This is a genomic window from Halogeometricum sp. S3BR5-2, from assembly GCF_031624635.1.
Lineage (GTDB): Archaea > Halobacteriota > Halobacteria > Halobacteriales > Haloferacaceae > Halogeometricum > Halogeometricum luteum.
In genome coordinates this window covers 46,847-63,865 of the sequence record NZ_JAMQOQ010000005.1, presented here as the reverse complement: position 1 = coordinate 63,865, position 17,019 = coordinate 46,847, and the positions used below count along the sequence as shown (strand labels likewise).

18 protein-coding genes are annotated in these 17,019 nt (G+C 69.2%); 13 read left to right on the top strand and 5 right to left on the bottom strand.

The genetic code is table 11. From position 1 onward, the window contains the following. Positions 1-35: 35 nt before the first annotated feature. The 4 genes from NDI79_RS16925 (at position 36) to NDI79_RS16910 (ending at position 3,509) form a co-directional block, all read left to right on the top strand. Positions 36-800 carry an alpha/beta fold hydrolase gene (locus NDI79_RS16925; RefSeq protein ID WP_310929814.1) on the top strand — a complete coding sequence of 255 codons (765 nt, stop codon included), beginning with the start codon at positions 36-38 and terminating at the stop codon, positions 798-800. Positions 801-901: 101 nt separating this feature from the next. After that, positions 902-1,636 carry a type 1 glutamine amidotransferase gene (locus NDI79_RS16920; protein ID WP_310929813.1) on the top strand — a complete coding sequence of 245 codons (735 nt, stop codon included), beginning with the start codon at positions 902-904 and terminating at the stop codon, positions 1,634-1,636. A gap of 138 nt (positions 1,637-1,774) precedes the next feature. Beyond that, entirely contained in the window at positions 1,775-2,938 is a 1,164-nt protein-coding gene (locus NDI79_RS16915; protein ID WP_310929812.1) for an acyl-CoA dehydrogenase family protein, read from the top strand. 280 nt (positions 2,939-3,218) lie between these two features. Next, positions 3,219-3,509 carry a DUF7853 family protein gene (locus NDI79_RS16910; protein ID WP_310929811.1) on the top strand — a complete coding sequence of 97 codons (291 nt, stop codon included), beginning with the start codon at positions 3,219-3,221 and terminating at the stop codon, positions 3,507-3,509. 19 nt (positions 3,510-3,528) lie between these two features. Here the strand turns inward: NDI79_RS16910 and NDI79_RS16905 are convergent, their stop codons facing one another. Then, positions 3,529-4,011, bottom strand: a complete 483-nt coding sequence (locus NDI79_RS16905; protein WP_310929810.1) for a cupin domain-containing protein — start codon at positions 4,009-4,011, stop codon at positions 3,529-3,531. 131 nt (positions 4,012-4,142) lie between these two features. Here NDI79_RS16905 and NDI79_RS16900 point away from each other — a divergent pair, with 131 nt between their 5' ends. Beyond that, positions 4,143-4,514, top strand: coding sequence for a VOC family protein (locus NDI79_RS16900; RefSeq protein ID WP_310929809.1), 372 nt, complete (start codon positions 4,143-4,145; stop codon positions 4,512-4,514). A 59-nt stretch (positions 4,515-4,573) separates the two neighbouring features. Continuing rightward, positions 4,574-5,050, top strand: a complete 477-nt coding sequence (locus tag NDI79_RS16895; RefSeq protein ID WP_310929808.1) for a ferritin-like domain-containing protein — start codon at positions 4,574-4,576, stop codon at positions 5,048-5,050. A gap of 174 nt (positions 5,051-5,224) precedes the next feature. Here NDI79_RS16895 and NDI79_RS16890 read toward each other — a convergent pair whose 3' ends face one another. The 4 genes from NDI79_RS16890 to NDI79_RS16875 form a co-directional block, all read right to left on the bottom strand. Then, positions 5,225-7,357 (bottom strand): 4Fe-4S dicluster domain-containing protein, encoded by a 2,133-nt coding sequence (locus tag NDI79_RS16890; RefSeq protein WP_310929807.1) that lies wholly within the window; start codon positions 7,355-7,357, stop codon positions 5,225-5,227. Between the two features lie 77 nt (positions 7,358-7,434). Then, a complete protein-coding gene (locus NDI79_RS16885; protein ID WP_310929806.1) occupies positions 7,435-8,160 on the bottom strand; it encodes an energy-coupling factor transporter transmembrane component T family protein in 726 nt (241 codons plus the stop codon). Continuing rightward, positions 8,157-8,879: an energy-coupling factor ABC transporter ATP-binding protein gene (locus NDI79_RS16880; protein WP_310929805.1), complete on the bottom strand. Its 723-nt coding sequence runs from the start codon at positions 8,877-8,879 to the stop codon at positions 8,157-8,159. Before NDI79_RS16880 ends, NDI79_RS16885 begins: the two co-directional genes overlap by 4 nt. Positions 8,880-8,898: 19 nt before the next feature. Continuing rightward, entirely contained in the window at positions 8,899-9,504 is a 606-nt protein-coding gene (locus NDI79_RS16875) for a biotin transporter BioY (RefSeq protein ID WP_310929804.1), read from the bottom strand. A gap of 162 nt (positions 9,505-9,666) precedes the next feature. Here NDI79_RS16875 and NDI79_RS16870 point away from each other — a divergent pair, with 162 nt between their 5' ends. From NDI79_RS16870 to NDI79_RS16840, 7 genes are all read left to right on the top strand, one after another. Continuing rightward, a complete protein-coding gene (locus NDI79_RS16870) occupies positions 9,667-10,278 on the top strand; it encodes a conditioned medium-induced protein 4 (protein ID WP_310929803.1) in 612 nt (203 codons plus the stop codon). Between the two features lie 70 nt (positions 10,279-10,348). Then, complete coding sequence (locus tag NDI79_RS16865; protein ID WP_310929802.1) at positions 10,349-13,867, top strand: LAGLIDADG family homing endonuclease; 3,519 nt, start codon at positions 10,349-10,351, stop codon at positions 13,865-13,867. Between the two features lie 70 nt (positions 13,868-13,937). Further along, positions 13,938-14,222: a DUF7854 family protein gene (locus tag NDI79_RS16860; protein ID WP_310929801.1), complete on the top strand. Its 285-nt coding sequence runs from the start codon at positions 13,938-13,940 to the stop codon at positions 14,220-14,222. A gap of 63 nt (positions 14,223-14,285) precedes the next feature. Further along, positions 14,286-14,624, top strand: coding sequence for a DUF7855 family protein (locus NDI79_RS16855; RefSeq protein ID WP_310929799.1), 339 nt, complete (start codon positions 14,286-14,288; stop codon positions 14,622-14,624). Further along, positions 14,621-15,502 (top strand): DUF7856 family protein, encoded by an 882-nt coding sequence (locus NDI79_RS16850; protein ID WP_310929798.1) that lies wholly within the window; start codon positions 14,621-14,623, stop codon positions 15,500-15,502. The genes NDI79_RS16855 and NDI79_RS16850 overlap by 4 nt, the downstream gene beginning before the upstream one ends. A 52-nt stretch (positions 15,503-15,554) precedes the next feature. Beyond that, positions 15,555-16,304: a DUF7857 domain-containing protein gene (locus tag NDI79_RS16845; RefSeq protein WP_310929797.1), complete on the top strand. Its 750-nt coding sequence runs from the start codon at positions 15,555-15,557 to the stop codon at positions 16,302-16,304. Beyond that, the gene (locus NDI79_RS16840) at positions 16,301-16,966 is read left to right on the top strand and encodes a MinD/ParA family ATP-binding protein (protein WP_310929795.1); all 666 of its coding nucleotides are present in this window, start codon (positions 16,301-16,303) and stop codon (positions 16,964-16,966) included. Before NDI79_RS16845 ends, NDI79_RS16840 begins: the two co-directional genes overlap by 4 nt. Positions 16,967-17,019 lie beyond the last annotated feature (53 nt).

The window sequence follows — 17,019 nt, the reverse complement described above, 5'->3', positions numbered from 1 at the left end:
CGATAAAGGGACGCCCCGCCGACTACGACCGTACCATGCCAGTGGCTTCGAACGGCGGCGTCGCCTGCTACTACGAACGCGACGGCGACGGCGACCCGGTCGTCTTCGTCGGCGACGCCGGGTACGGCGCGTGGCAGTGGGGGTGGCAGCACGCGGCCGTCGCGGGGCCGTTCGAGAGCCTCGTCACCGACGTGCGCGGCGCGGGTCGCTCCGACGCTCCGCCGGGCCCTTACTCTATCCCCGACCTCGTCTCGGACCTCACGACCGTCCTCTCGGACGCCGGCCTCCACTCGGCGGCCGTCGTCGGCGCGGGCCTCGGCGGGATGGTGGGCCTCGAAGCGGCCCGGACCACCTCGCGCGTCGAGCGCCTCGTCTGCCTCGGGACCGCCCCCTCGGGGTCGGGCGTCGACCTCGAATCGCTGTACGCCCCGCCGACGGACCGCGACGCCCTGCGGCGGACGACGAAGGCGGCGCTTTCGACCGAGTTCGTCGACGACCACCCCGAGGCGGTGCGGGACATCACCGAGTGGCGCGCCGCCGAGGACGCCGACCCGGCGGCGTGGGAGGCGCAGGCCGCCGCCGTCCGCGGGTACTCGCTCGACGCGCCGTACGAGGTGACGGCGCCGACGCTGGTCGTCCACGGCGCCGACGACGCGGCGTGGCCCGTCGAAGACGCCCGAACGCTCGCGGCGGACCTGCCCCGCGGGGAGTTCGTCGGCGTCGACGATGCGGGACACCTCGCGCACGTCGAACGTTCGAAGCGCGTGAACGACGAACTGGCTGGATTTCTCGAAGAATAACTGAAATCGGTTGTCGCTTGTCAGCCCGACGACGGTTTTCGTGGTGACAACACGTACCACGAGCACAACTCTCTTCACGACGGATTTCTTCGTATTCAACAATGAGTCAGGGCACCGAGCGACTCCGTTTCGCTCTTCTCGACGCGTCGCACGGGGACAGTAACACCCGGCGGAACTTCCGCCGCGAACTCGACGCCGACCTCGTCGAATTCGACGTCACGAGCGGGCAACTCCCCTCGCACTTCGACTTCGACGGCGTCGTCGTCACGGGGTCGCGCGCGTCCGTCTACTGGGACGAGGCGTGGATTCCGCCCCTCGTGACGTACGTGGGCGACGCCGCCGAACGCGACGTGCCGGTTCTCGGCGTCTGCTACGGACACCAGATTCTCGCGACGGCGCTCGGGGGCACCGTCGAGGGGATGGGCGAGTACGAAATCGGCTACCGAGAGGTACGGAAGACGACCGACAGCGAACTGTTCGAGGGAATCGGCGACCGGTTCACCGTCTTCACGACGCACTCGGACGCGGTGACCGAACTCCCGGCGGGCGCGGACCTCCTCGCGGAGAACGAGTACGGCGTCCACGCCTTCCGGAAGCGGCACGCGTGGGGCGTGCAGTTCCACCCCGAGTACGACCCCGACACCGCCCGGGACGTGACGATGGGGAAGGACCTCCCCGACGAGCGGATTCGGTCGGTTCTGGACGGTATCGACGAGGAGAACTACGGCGCCGCCTGCGAGGCCAAGCGCCTGTTCGAGAACTTCGTCTCCTACGCGCGGCGGGTGCGCGCGGGCGCCGCGCCCGACATCGGCACCGACGCCGAGACGGCGTCCTGAGGCGCCCGCGACGGTTCTTCCCCCTCTTCTCTTCCCCTCGCTTCTCTCCTCGTCTCTCCGCTTCGCTCGGACGCTCCGCCGGCGGCGCCCCGCGGGGCCGAGCGAACACCTTTTGCCGCCCGCCGCAGAGAGTCGTTCATGCTCGATTATCTGGGTTTGGAGGCGGACCTGACGACCGAAGAGCGGATGATCCGCGACGAGGCGCGGCGCTTCGTCGACGAGGAGGTCAAACCCGACATCGGCGACCACTTCGAGGCGGGGACGTTCCCGACGGACCTCATCCCGAAAATGGGCGAACTCGGCTTCTACGCGCCGACAATCGACGGCTACGGTCTGCCGGGCGTCGGCGACAGGGCGTACGGCGTCCTGATGCAGGAGTTGGAGGCGGGCGACTCCGGCCTCCGGTCGATGGCGAGCGTGCAGGGTGCGCTCGTCATGTACCCTATTCACGAGTTCGGCTCCGAGGAGCAGAAGGAGCGGTGGCTCCCGGACCTCGGTACCGGCGAGGCGGTGGGCTGTTTCGGTCTCACCGAACCCGAGCACGGGTCGAACCCCTCGGGGATGCAGACGCGGGCGGAGAAAGACGGCGACGAGTACGTGCTCAACGGCTCGAAGACGTGGATAACCAACTCACCCATCGCGGACGTGGCCGTCGTCTGGGCGCGGGACACCTCGGCGGAGGAGTCGCCCGTCCGCGGGTTCCTCGTGGAGACGGACCGCGACGGGGTGACGACCAACGAGATACACGACAAACTCTCCATGCGCGCGTCGGTCACGGGCGACATCGGCCTCGACGACGTCTGCGTCCCCGAGTCGGACGTGCTACCGGGCGTCGAGGGGATGAAGGGGCCGCTGTCGTGTCTCACGCAGGCCCGCTACGGCATCTCGTGGGGCGTCGTCGGCGCGGCGCGGGACGCCTTCGAGACGGCGCTGTCGTACGCGAAGGACCGCGACCAGTTCGGCGGCCCCATCGCCCGGTTCCAGATTCAGCAGGACAAACTCGCGGAGATGGCGACGAAGATAACGAACGGACAGCTGATGGCCTACCGCCTCGCCGAGTTGAAAGAGCGCGGCGAACTCCGGAACCAACAGGTGTCGATGGCCAAGCGGCACAACGTCCGAATGGCCCGGCAGGTGTCGCGGACGGCCCGCGAGATGCTCGGCGGCAACGGAATCACGACCGACTACTCCCCGATGCGACACCTCGCTAACATGGAGACGGTGTACACCTACGAGGGCACCCACGACATCCACACGCTCGTGCTGGGGGCGGACCTCACCGGAATCGCGGCCTTCGAGTGACTCCGTTCACTCGAATCGGTGCGATTTCGGTGAGCGGGACTGGCATTCCAGCCTTCGAGTAGCTTCGCCTCCCTAGTCCGTGCGTGTGTGTGTGTGTGTGTGTCTATCAAATTTCACCATCAGAGTTTGTACCTAGAAAAAGAACGTACGCACAACTGTCTATATCGGCCCTGTACGGTTTTCCGATGGAAACATCAATCTTTGCCGCGCGTGCGCGGGCTGTGCCACTCACGCGCACAGTTTATACCCGTGCGGACGTACGTTCGACCAGAGACAGAGCATGACCGCTTCGGCCCACAACTACCCGACCCCGCTCGACCTCTCGCTCGAAGAGCTATGGGTGGTGCACGCCGCCCTCCTGAGCGACGCCGAACGCACCGTCGACGACGGTGACGACCCCCAGCAAGCCCTCTCGCTCCTCGCGCGTCTCGAAGACGACGACACGTTCGAGCGCGACGAACTGGCGTTCTTCGCCCGCGTGCTCCGCGACTACGCGGACGGACGCGCCCCCTCCCGCGACCGCCGGCCCGCGCGGAGCGTCATCGACGATATCGAGACGGCACTCGCGTGAACCCTGTTCGACTGACGGCCTACGACTCGCCCTCCCAGTAGTCCACCGCGTCGTCTCGCCTGAAATACCCCGAGACGACGCGCTCTCCGTCGCCGCCCGGCGGCGCCCCGGCGAACACGCCGACCTTCTCGGAGTCCGGGTAGACGGTCACGTCCGGGTCCCGCATCGTGGAGACGGCGAGGTAGCGGAGCGGTTCGTCGCCGTCGTTGCGGAGTCGGTGCGCGCCCGAGGGGTCCGCCGGAAAGAGGAGGAAGTCGCCCGCCTCGACCGCCTCTTCGCCGTCGGGCGTTCTGAGCGTTCCCTCTCCGGAGAGCACGTACGCCGCCTCCTCGTTGCCGGCGTGGAAGTGGTACGGCCACGAGGCGGCCCCCGGCGGCAGTTCGTACAGGCTCGCGCCGAGGCGTTCGGCGCCCGCCGCCGACCCGAGTTTCTTCCGCTCGAATGCCGTCCCGCCGTGCGTCGTCTCCGACCACTCGAGGTCGGATTCGTTGATCCGCGGCATGGGGGACGTGAGGGCGGCGGCGAAGTTAACTCTCGGCTCGGTCGACGCACCGCCCTCCCGAGCGACGCCGGACCGCGGCCGCCGGACGGGTATCCGCGGTCTATTTCACCCGCGCGTCCGAGCGAACCGGTATGCGCCTGATACACACGGCCATAACGGTCTCGGACCTCGACGCGATGCTGGAGTTCTACGGCGAACTCGGCCTCTCGAAGACGGGGGAGTTCACGCTGAACGGCGTCGAGAACGTCTACGTCGGCGGCGGCGACGGACTGGAGATACAGTTCAAACACGACCCCGACTCGGAGGAGTCGGTCGACCCCGCGGGCATCGACCACCTCGCCGTCGAAGTCGACGACGCCGACGAGGCGTTCGAGGAACTCCGCGCGGCCACCGACTGTCCGGTCGTCCGCGAACCGTTCGACGTCGACCCCGCCGGCGCCCGCGCGGCGTTCGTCGAGGACCCCGACGGATACGTCGTCGAACTGGTCGAGTACCTGGAGTAAACCGCTCGCCGATACGCCGGCGGGTACCTATTTTTACCCTCGGGACGAATGTGCGAACGATGTCAGAAACCAAGCAAGCGACGGACAACGACGAGGCCATCGAACTGCTGAAGAAGGCGTACCTCGACGAACTGGAGACGGTGATGAACTACCTGACGAACTCCATCGTCCTCGACGGCGTCCGCGCCGAGGAGATAAAGGGGTCGCTGCAGGAGGACATCCAGGAGGAACTCGGCCACGCAGAACAGATCGGTCAGCGCCTCAAGCAACTCGACGAGGTGCCGCCGGGGTCGGCCGACTTCGAGGCCGCGCAGACGAACCTCCAACCGCCCGAGGACAGCACCAGCGTCATCTCCGTCATCGAAGGCGTCATCGAGGCCGAGAACGACGCCATTGACACGTACCGCGCGCTCATCGATGCCGCGGAGGAGGCCAACGACCCGGTGACGGAGGACCTCGCGGTCACCCTCCTCGCCGACGAGGAGGCCCACCGGACGGAGTTCCGCGGCTTCCGCAAAGAGTACAAGAGCGACTGAGGCGGACGCCCGGCCGACGCCGACGCCTCACTTCGACTCGATTCGATTCGACTCGTCGTCCCGCTTTGCCCCGCCCTCCTTCCGTTGCCGAACTCGCTAGCTGTGGCCACAGCGACGGCCGTGGCCGCGGGTTCGCGGGCGTTCCGAAGGAAGAACGAGGTGAGTCCGAACGGCTCAGTCCGCCGTCCCGACGCCGGTTCCGTCTGTGACGGCGCCGGCACCGGACCCGCCGGCCCCCCGCTTCGACTCCAGCGCCTCCACCAGCAACTCGGCCACGTCGATTATCTCGATGTCGTCCTCGTAGTCGCCGGTCTTCCGTCCGTCCTCGTACATCGTCGCGCACATCGGACAGGCGACGACGAACTTCTCTACTTCGCCTCCGGCCGCGGTGTCTTCGAGGGCCTCGCGCAACCGCTCTTCGCTCGGTTTCGTCTCCTCCTCGTGTTCCATCCAGAGGCCGCCGCCGCCTCCACCGCAGCAGAACGAATCGGAGCGGTTGCGCGGCATCTCCGCCAGCCTCGCGCCCGTCGCGCGCACGAGTTCCCGCGGTGCCTCGTACTCGTCGTTGAACCGCCCGAGGTGACAGGGGTCGTGGTAGGTGACGGTGTAGCCTATCTCGGACCCGTCGAGGCCGACGCGCCCCTCGCGGACGAGCGTCTCGACCACCTGCGTGTAGTGGTAGACAGGGTAGTCGAACTCGGGGTCCATCTCGGGGTACTCGTTCAGGAACGTGTTGTACGAGTGGGGGTCCGTACAGACGATTTTGTCGAACTCGCAGTCGTGGATGGCCTCGCTGTTGTCCTCGACGAGCATCTCGTAGAGTCCCTCCTCGCCGACGCGGCGCACGTCGTTGCCGTCGTTCTGTTCGTCCTCGTAGAGGATGCCGTAGGAGACGCCCGCGAGTTCGAAGAGGCGGGCGAGAGAGCGCGCCACGCGGCGGTTTCGCTCGTCGTAGGACGGGTAGTCGCCGACGTACCAGAGGAACTCCACGTCCTCCTCGCGGGCGTCGGGCACCTCGAACTCCAACTCGTCGGTCCAGTCGGGGCGCTTCCGCGCCGGGTCGCCGAAGGCGTTGCCGTTCTGGAAGACGTTCATCATCGCCTCCTGGACGGGTTCCTGCATCTGGCCCGTCTCGGTGAGGCGGCGGTTCATCTCGGTGAAGTGGCTCAGATGTTCGATGTCGACCGGACAGGAGTCCATGCAGGCCATGCAGGCCATGCAGGATTCCATCGTCTCCGCGTCGACGACGGAGGTGCCGCCGTCGGCGATTATGTCGACTTCCTCCGTCCGCCCCGCGTCCAACTCCTCGCGGTAGCGTTTCAGGTCGAGGATGACGTCCCGCGGGTCGAGGGGTCTCCCCGACGCCTTCGCGGGGCAGACCGCCGAACACCGGCCGCACTTCGTGCAGGCGTCGGTGTCGAGCAGTTGCTTCCACGAGAGGTCCTCGATGGAGGTGTAGCCTATCTCGTCGGGGCTCTCGTCGGCGGGGACGCCCGGCAGTCGCTTGCCCGCCTTCTCGTCGGCGGTGACGACGTTGGCGAACGAGGATATCATGTGGAACGGCTTCGCGGCGGGGACGAACGCGACGAACCCGAGGGCGATGACGGCGTGGGACCACCACGCGGGCCAGTACAGCGTCTCGGCGAGGCCGGCGGACATCCCGGCGGCGTCGAATCCGAGGGCGATGAAGTAGCCGACGAACGACACCGTCTCCCACTCGGGGAACTCGGTGCCGACGATACGGAGCGCTTCGAGGAGGTAGCCGCCGACGCCGAGGACGAACAGCGTCCAGACGAACACGTCGTCCTCGCGGCCGGTGTGTCGGCCCCACAGACGCTCCTCGCGGACGGCGTAGCGGCGGTAGAGGGCCATGCCGACGCCGACGACGAACAGGAAGCCGAGGGCGTCCATCACGAACGAGTACGAGAGGTAGAAGTCGCCGACGAAGAACGACTCGCCCGTGATGCGGCGGTAGAAGTCGATGTCGATGGCGAGGATGGTCGTCCCGATGAGCAGCGTCAGAAAGCCCCAGAGGATGAACGCGTGCATGATTCCCCCGTACAGGTCGCGGTCGAACTGCTTCTCGTTCGAGAGGACGATTCGCGAGGCGCGACGGACGCGCCCCGAGAGGTCGTCGAGTCGGTCGAAGGCGTCGGTCTCGCCCTCGGCGTAGCGGGCGAACCGCTCGTAGACTCCGTACAGGAAGACGACCACGGCCATCGCGGCGAGGGCGTAGAACACCGCCTCCCCCACCGGCGAGATGGTCCAGAACGTCTCCCGAGTCGGTTCCGACTGCAAGAGTATCATAGTTTATCAGCCGGAAACGGAGCGGTTAAATCTTGCCTCCCGAGGGGAGCGAACGCGGCGTCGTCCCCCGGAACCGCTCAGAGAAACGCCGACGCCACGAGGGCGACGCCGAGGCAGAGCGCCGGGTAGTCCCGGCGCGCGAACTGCAGTTCGGGCAGCGTCGGGTTCCACGCGAAACAGCGCGCCCGCAGCGCCAGCGCCAGTCGGTCCGACCGGGCGAACGCCCGGCGGACGCCCGCGGCGGCGACGACGCGCATCCGCTCTCGGAGGGGCCGGCGGTCGCCCAGTCGGGCGTTCGACGCCTCGCGGACGCGCCGGAGGTCCGCGAGGAGAAGCGGGAAGAAGCGGAAGACGAGGGCGACGCCGACGCCGAGGAAGCGACCGACGCGGCCCGGCACGACGCGCTCTATCGCGGCGCGGGACTCCCGGACCGGCGTCGTCCGCAGGTACGTCGCGGAGACGAGGAGGACGAGGAGGACGCGGTAACTCGCCACGGCGGGTTCGACGGCGGCGGCCGGGTCGACGCCGACGGGGAGAGCGGACCCGGCGGGAGACAGCACCACCGTCCGCGCGAGGGGGGCGACGACGAGGAAGGGAAGCGCCGGCGCGAACCCGCGGAGGGCGTCGACGGGCGAGACGCGCCCCGCGAGGAGGACGCCGCCCGCGAACGCGGTGCACGCGGCGAGTCCGACCGGATCGCTCCGCGCGAACACGGCGAGGGCGAAGGCGGCCTGCACGAGCAGTTTCGTCCGCGGGTCGAGACGGTGCGCGAGGGAGTCGCTCGGACGGTACGCCAGCGTCATCGGTCGGCGGTCGGGCGGCGCGGCGCGCGCACGTCGTACCGCTCCAGTCTCTTGACCGCTCGTTCGGGCGTCCCGTCGACGACGACGCGGCCGTCGCTCATCACGACGACCCTGTCCGCGAGTTCGAGGGCGTCGCGCACGTCGTGGGTGACGACGACGACGCTGGTGCCCGACCTGTTCAGGGTTTCGAGCCTGTCGAGGACGGCCTCGCGCGCGGGCGCGTCGAGTCCGGTGAACGGTTCGTCGAGGACGAGGTGGGTCGGCCGCATCGCCAGGGCGCCCGCGATGGCGGCGCGTTCCCGTTCGCCGCCGGAGAGTTCGTCCACGCGGGCGTCCCTTCTCTCGCTCAGGTTCACCGCGTCGAGGGCGTCCGCGACGCGTGCGTCTATCTCGTCTCGGGGGAGGCCGAGGTTCTCCGGCCCGAACGCCACGTCGGCGCCCACCGTCGCGGCGACGAACTGGTCGCGGGGGTTCTGAAACACCATCCCGACGGCGGTTCTGGCGGCGACGGGGTTCTCGGGCACGGAGCGGCCGTCGACGAACACCTCACCCGAATCGGGTTCGAGGAGGCCGTTGAAGTGGCGGACGAGCGTGGTCTTGCCGGACCCGTTCGCGCCCGCTAGAAGAACGAACTCGCCGTCGTCGATTTCGAGACCCACGCCGTCGACGGCGACGCTGTCGCCGTAGCGGTGGACCAGCGACTCGGTTCGGATCGTCATCAGTCGTCGCCCCGCCCGCTCACTCCGCCGTCGCGGCGTCGCTCCGGACGACGCCGACGGCGGCGGCCATCTTCACCGCCTCGAACGGCACGAACGCGAGGGCGCTGACGGCGAACGCGCGGACGAGGGCGTCCGGAGCGAACGCGCCGGCGAGACCGTTCTCGACTATCGCGTAGCCGACGGTGCCGAGGGCGTAGATGACGGCGGTGCCGGCGACCATGCCGCCGACGAGGCGGGCCACCCCCACCGCCGAGGGGTCGCGCAGGTCCGCCGTGCCGTGGACGACGGCTCCGACGAGGGCCGCCGCGAGGGGGTACGACCAGAGGAAGCCGGCGGTGTAACTCACGAACGACCCGAGGCCGGCGGACCCGCCGGCGAAGACGGGGGCGCCGGCGGCCCCGGCGACGAGGTAGAGCACCATCGACGCGCCGCCCCAGACCGGTCCCAGAAAGATGCCCGCGAGGAAGACGCCCAGCACCTGCAGGCTCACCGGGACGGGCGAGACGGGGTTCGGGAACGAGACGTAGGCGAACGCGCCCGTGAGCGCCGCGAACAGCGCCGCGCGGGCGACGTTGCCGACCACGTCGTCGCCGACGAGTTCGACCGACTCCGCGTTTGTCGACATACTCCCTCCTGTCTCGTAAACCACTATCAGTGGTTCGGTTTACGAAGGTCGGAGTCGCCGTCGGCGCGGGCGTCGGTCGCGGCGGCGGTCCCCGACGCGGCGACCGCGAACCGCCGCGCGCCCGGCAAAGTTTTGTACGTTCGCAGCGCCTACCGGCCGGTCATGGACGAGAAGACGGCCGAACTCAGGGACATCTTCGTCGAGACGACCGGGTCGGAGTCGGTGACGGAGAGACAGGAGGAGTCGCCCGGGTCGTTGACGGACGCCCCCGACGACGAGGAGCGAAACCGCCGAGTAGGTGACCTCGTCGCGGCGATGCGGGAGCGCTACGAGTTCGAGACGGACCTCTCGGACGCGGACCTGCGCCGAATCGTCCGCGGGTTCTTCGACGGCGACACCGACGCGGAACTCGCGTCGGTCTTAGAGGTGAACGCCGACGAGGGGGAGGTGTTCGTCGCGCGGACGGACCTCCACCTCCTGCGGGAGTCGGACGCCGACGCCCCCTTCTCGCTCGACGAGTTCCGGTCACTCCTCGCGGACGGCGCGGACGACGAGGCGTGCGCGGCCGCACTCGACGCCGACGCCGGGACGGTCGCTCGCGTCCGCCGCGTCGTCGAGGCGCGACGAGAGGCGACGCGCGCGAACGACCGCTTCCGGACCGAGTTCGAGGAACTGCTGACCGACTCGGACCTCTCGGCGCGACTCGCCGAGGACGCCCGCCGCGACGGCCTGCGCGAGGCCACCGAGGACATCGAGACGGACGTCTCGCTGTAGCCCCTCCGCTCCCCCATCACTTCCGCTCCGAACGAAGACTCTTACCGGATGGGGGACTTACTCCGGTTCGATGGCACAGGCCCCGCAGGACCCGGACGTGGACCTCACCGACCGGTTCGTCCAGTTCTACAGAAAGTACTACAGCGACGATATCGGCCGCCTCGCCCAGCGGTATCCGAACGAGCAGCGCTCGTTGTACGTCGACTACGACGACCTGTTCCGCTTCGACGAGGACCTCGCGGAGGACTACCGCAAGAAACCCGACCAGATACGCGAGTACGCCGAGGAGGCCCTCCGCCTCTACGACCTTCCGGTCGACGTGAAACTCGGGCGCGCGCACGTCCGCCTCCACAACCTCCCGGATTCGGTCGACATCAGGAACATCCGCGTCCACGACGACCACATCGGACGGATGGTCTCCGTCCAGGGAATCGTCCGCAAGGCGACCGACGTCCGGCCCAAGATAACGGAGGCCGCCTTCGAGTGTCAGCGCTGCGGGACGATGACGTACATCCCGCAGACCGACAGCGGCTTTCAGGAACCCCACGAGTGTCAGGGCTGCGAGCGACAGGGACCGTTCCACGTCGACTTCGACCAATCGGAGTTCGTCGACTCCCAGAAACTGCGCGTCCAGGAGAGCCCCGAGGGCCTGCGGGGCGGCGAGACGCCGCAGAGCATCGACATCGACACCGAAGACGACATCACGGGGAGAGTGACCGCCGGTGACCACGTCACCGTCACGGGCGTCCTCCACATCGAACAGCAGACCTCCGGGCAGGAGAAGACGCCCATCTTCGACCTCTACATGGACGGCGTCGCCATCGAGATAGAGGACGAGGAGTTCGAGGACATGGACATCTCCGAGGAGGACGTCGCGGAGATTATCGAACTCTCCAACGAGGAGGACATCTACGAGAAGATGGTCGGCTCCGTCGCGCCCTCCATCTACGGCTACGAGCAGGAGAAACTCGCGATGATCCTCCAACTGTTCTCGGGGGTCACCAAGCACCTCCCCGACGGGTCGCGGATTCGCGGCGACCTGCACATGTTGCTGATAGGGGACCCCGGGACGGGGAAGTGCGTCGCCGGGGACACGCGCGTGACGCTGGCCGACGGGTCGGAGGTTCCCATCCGCGAACTCGTGGAGCGAAACCTCGACGACCCGAAACCGGTCGACGACGGGGTGTGGGACTCCGTCGACTTCGCGGTGCCGTCGATGGCGCCTGACGGTTCGATATCCTCGCGGCGGGCGACGAAGGTCTGGAAGCGCGAGGCCCCCGAGCGAATGTACGAGGTTCGGACCGCCAGCGGACGCGAACTCACGGTCACCCCGTCGCATCCCCTGTTCGTCGGCCGGGACGGCGGCACCGACGCCGTCGTCGCCGACGACCTCGAAACGGGCGATTTCGTCGCCGTCCCCCGGTCGTTGCCGGTCGAGGGCGACGACTCGCTCGACGTGTCGATTCGACGCTCGCGCTCGTCCAATGCCGTCCGAATGGACCTCCCGGATCGACTGACGCCGTCGCTCGCCCGTCTGCTCGGGTACGTCGCCGCCGAAGGGTATGTCGAACGGCGCGACTCGGGGAGCGGGTTCGTCTCCGTGACGAACAACGACCGAGAGATACTGGATGACACGCTCGACGCGCTGGACGGACTCGGTCTCTCCGCGACCGAGCGGGCGCCGCACGACGGAAAGAGCGCTCGAGAGCTCATCTGCTCGTCGTCCGAACTCGTGAGCTTCCTCGAAGAACTGGAGCCGGCGTTCTTAGCGGGTTCGAGCGAGCAGCGCGTCCCCGAGGCGATTCTGCGCGCGACGCGCCCCGTCAAGCGAGGATTCCTCCGCGCCTTCGTCGACGCGGAAGGCACCGTTTCTCCGACGCAACGGGAGGCGACAGTCTCCTCGACGAGCCGAGACGTCCTCGAAGGGATTCGGAGCCTCCTCCTCGCGTTCAGCGTCGACTCGCAACTCCGGCCGAAAGCCGGCGGCAGCTTCCGACTCCGAATCAGCGGCGACGATTTCGCTCGCTACGTCGAACGGGTCGGTTTCGTCACTGAACGGAAGATCGAGGCCGCCGCCGCAACCGTCAACGCCGACGGGAACACGAACCGCGACGTCGTCCCCGGCGTCGACGAGACGCTCCGCGATATCCGCGAATCGCTCGACCTCGCGCAGGGGGACTGCGGTCTCCCGCGCAGTACGTACCAGCATTACGAACGCGGCGACAGAAATCCGAGTCGAGACAGCCTCCGGACGGTCGTGCGGGCGTTCTCCGACGCCGCGGACGGAGGAATCCGCGCCGACGGCGACGGCGGTGAGAGCGTCGAACGCCAACTCGCGTCGCTTCGCGCACTCGCGGACGGCGACGTCGCCTGGGACCGCATCGAGTCCATCGAATCGGTCGAATGTGACGACGAGTGGGTGTACGACCTCGAAATCGAGGGAACGCACAACTTCCTCACGAACAACGTCGTCTCCCACAACTCCCAGATGCTCCAGTACATCCGGAACATCGCCCCTCGTTCCGTCTACACCTCCGGTAAGGGTTCCTCCTCGGCGGGTCTCACCGCCGCCGCCGTCCGCGACGACTTCGGCGACGGACAGCAGTGGACGCTCGAAGCCGGCGCCCTCGTCCTCGCCGACAAGGGCATCGCGGCCGTGGACGAACTGGACAAGATGCGCCCGGAGGACCGCTCTGCGATGCACGAGGGTCTCGAACAGCAGCAGATTTCGGTCTCCAAAGCCGGCATCAACGCCACGCTCAAGTCCCGGTGTTCGCTGCTCGGCGCTGCGAACCCCAAATACGGCAGATTCGACCAGTACGAACCCATCGGCGAGCAGATAGACCTCGAACCCGCGCTCATCTCGCGGTTCGACCTCATCTTCACGGTGACCGACACCCCGGACCCGGACACCGACGCCGAACTCGCCGACCACATCATCAACACGAACTACGCGGGCGAACTGCACACCCAGCGGACGAAGATAGCCAACTCCGAGTTCACCGAGGACGAGGTGAACTCGGTCACAGAGGAGGTGGCGCCGGAGATAGACGCCGAACTCCTGCGGAAGTACATCGCCTACGCGAAGCGCAACTGCTATCCGACGATGACGCAGGAGGCCAAGCAGACCATCCGCGACTTCTACGTCAACTTCCGCGCGAAGGGCTCCGACGAGGACTCGCCCATCCCCGTCACCGCCCGGAAACTCGAAGCGCTCGTTCGCCTCGCGGAAGCGTCGGCGCGCGTCCGCCTCTCGGACACCGTCAGCGAGGAGGACGCCGTCCGCGTCACGAACATCGTCGAGTCCTGCCTGCGCGACATCGGGATGGACCCCGAGACGGGCGAGTTCGACGCCGATATCGTGGAGACCGGCACCTCGAAGAACCAGCGCGACCGCATCAAGAACCTGAAAGCGCTCATCAACGAACTCGAAGACGAGTACGAGGGCGGTGCGCCGGTGGACGAGGTGCTCGCCCGCGCCGAAACCGAGTTGAACCTCAGCGAGAGCAAGGCCGAACAGGAGATAGAGAGCCTACGCCGGAAGGGCGAGGTGTACGAACCGCGGACGGACCACCTGCGGACGACGTAGCGCTCTCCCGATGGAAGTCCGACGAGGAGGTGGCTTCTTGTACCGAGACGCGGAACGACTCCCAAAGTAGATGGACAGAATCTCCGCCCTGCGAAACGTTGAGGAGGCCCTCCGGGACTTCGAGTCCGGCGAGTCCGACCTCGCGGCGACCGAACGGCGCGTCGTGACCGTCCTCCGGACGTACGCCACCGACTTCGAGGGCGAGGCGGGCCTCGCGCCCTACCGGGCCGCGGGCGAGAACCGCGCGAACGGACTCGTCGTCGTCGCCGAGAGCGCCGAGGACGCCCGAGCGCGCGTGTACGACCTCCTGGACGAGGCTCCCGGGTCGCTGACGTTCGACGTCGAACGCCTGTAGCCGGGTCGCCGAACAAATCAATTCGGGAGAGTTTTATCCCATACTGAATTTTCTTCCGTAACCGTGTTGCTCGTCGTGACCTATTCGCGGTCCGCCCGCGAGACGCTCCGGAACGTCTGTCGAACGCACGAGGAGACCGTCGTGCGGCGGTTCGGCCGCGCGGCCCTCCTCGCGGAGACGGAGTTCGGCGCCTTCCTCGCGTGCCGCCTCCGCGAGAAGCACGCCGGCGACGTGCAGGTCGAACGCACCGAACCGTTCAACGAGTTCGCCGACGCGCCCGCCTCGGTCCGGACGGCCGCGGCGGCCTACGAGGCTCGTGAGTCTCCGAGCACCCCGTACGACAAGTTCGCCGCCGGCACCGACCACCCCTCCTCGGCGGCGATGCGCGACGCCGACCTGTGACCGCCGGTCCGGTCGCGGCCGCGGTCCCCCGCCGGCCGATACGCGTCCGCCTGCCCGACGGGGGCCTCCACGTCGGTCCGGTCGTCGACCTCCGGGGGGTCGAGACGGCCCCCGGCGCCGCGACGCTCCGCCGAGCAGTCGCCGGCGGTCTCCCGGCCGAACCCGCCGCACCCAGCGTCGTCCGCCCCGCGCCGACGCCGGTCCACCCGTTCGTCGCGCGACTCTCCGTGGGAGTCTCGTTCGACCGGCGGGGCGCGCTGGCCGCTCTGGCCCGTCTCCGCGGTCACGACGCCGGCGGAGCGCTGACCGAACTCAGACGGGTTCGGGAGGCGATAGCCGAGACGGCGCCCGCGGAGTCGACCGACCTCGCCGCCGCGCGCCGCCGGGCGGCGGAGGCGGGCGCGGAGACCGACCGCCTCCGCGAACGCGCCGCGACGGTCCGCGGGCGGGTTGAGGCCGCGCGGGAGGTCGGCGGCGACGCCGTCGAGGTCGCCGAGAGCGACCTCTCGGAGACGATGCGGCGACTCTCGGAGGCGGCGACCGAACGCGTGGCCGCCAGACAGCGACTCGACGCCCTGGAGGCGGAGGCGCGCCGCGCCCGCGACTCGCGCGAGGCGCGCATGCGACTCGAAGACCGGGCGGCGAACCTCGAACGCGACGCGCGACGGACGCTCGCCGCCGCCGTCCGCGACGCGTTCGCCGCCGCGGTGGCGGCGCTCCCGCCCGCGTTCGACGCCGACTCCCTCTCCGCCGCTCTCGCCGTCGCTCGGGCGGCCCCCCTCCGCGCCCCCGTCGTCGTCGACTCGGCCGTCGTCGACCGCTTCGGCGGCCTCGCTCGCGCCGTCCGCTACCTCTCGGCGCCGGTCGTGGTCCGCTGACGCCGGCCGGTGCGGTCGAACGTTGAAGTACCAGTGCGCGGCCAGACCGGCCATGAAACACGACTGCGCGACCGAGGCCGTCGCCGGCGCGACGCTCGTGACGGTCCGGGTCCGCAACGACGCGCCCGTCCCGCGGCGCGTCCGCGTCCGCAACGAACTCCCCGGCCCCGTCCTCCCGCCGCGGCGCGAGGGCGTCCCCGAACGCGGATGGGACGCGGAGGGCTTCGAGGGCGTCCTCGCCGCCGGCGAGGCACGAGCGCTCGGCTACGCCTGTCCCGTCGCCTCCGACGGCGAGCCTCCGGTCTCCGTGACGTCGCTCGGCCGGGCCGAGGGAGCGGAGGAGGAGAACCGCGAGAACGAGGCCATCCGCGCGCTGGGTCGGGCGCGGCCGCCCGCCGACGCCGTTCCGGTTCCGATTCCGGATTCGGTTTCGGACGCGTCGCTCGCGCGCGAATCGCCCTCGGACGAGGGCGCTTCCGACCCCGATGGATCGGATGTCTTCGAGGGGAACGGCTCAGAACCGGACTCCGGCGGCCAGAGTCCGAAGCCTCGACCGCCCGCGGTCGCCTCGTGGCTCGATGCGGTCGAGACGCGCGTCCGCCTTGCGGAGCGACTGACGGACGCCACGGCGGCGGACGCCGCGGCGACGCTCGAAACTGCGGGCGACGTCTCCGGACTCCCCTCGGCGGTCGACGCCGACGAGGCGGCGCTCCGGGCCGTCGCGGCCCGCGCCGCGGAACTCGCCGACCGGGCCGCCGGGACGGAGGCCGGTCCGGTCGTCGCCGCGCTGGAGGCGCCGTGATACTCGCCGTGACCGGCGGGAAGGGCGGCGTCGGCAAGTCGACGCTGTCTTTCGAACTCGGCGCCGCGACGGACGCCGTCGTCGTCGACGCGGACGTCGGCATGGCCGACCTGCCGACGGGTCGCGGGCCGGACCTGCACGACGTGCTGGCGGGGCGGGCGTCGGCCGTCGAGGCCGTGCGCGAGGGCGGACCGGTGACGCTGCTCCCGTGCGGCCGGTCGCTCGCGGGCGCGCGGGCGGCCGACGTGGGCCGACTGGGCGACGCGCTCCGCGCCGTCGAACGGACCTACGGCGACGTCGTGGTCGACTGTCCGGCGGGGATGAAAGCCGACGCGGGCGTTCCCCTCGCCGTCGCCGACGCCTGCGTCGTCGTCGCGTCACCGCGGCCGTACGCGCTGGCCGACGCCGTCCGGACGCGGGAACTGGCGCGCGAACTCGACGCCGGACTCGTCGCCGTCGCGGTCAACCGCGCCGTCGACGACCCGCCCGAGGCCGTCTTCGAGGAGGTGCTCGGCGCGCCCGCGGTCACGGTTCCGGCGGACCCCCGCGTCGCCCGCGCCGTCGAGACCGGTCGCCCCGTCTGCCGCGTCGCCCCGTCGAGTCGCGCCGGGCGAGCGATTCTGTCGCTCGCGCGGGCGGTCGACCGCTGTTCGAGCGACTGAGCGGTCGCTCGCGGTCCGTCTCGACACCTCGAAAAGGGCTCTCCTCGCGCTCG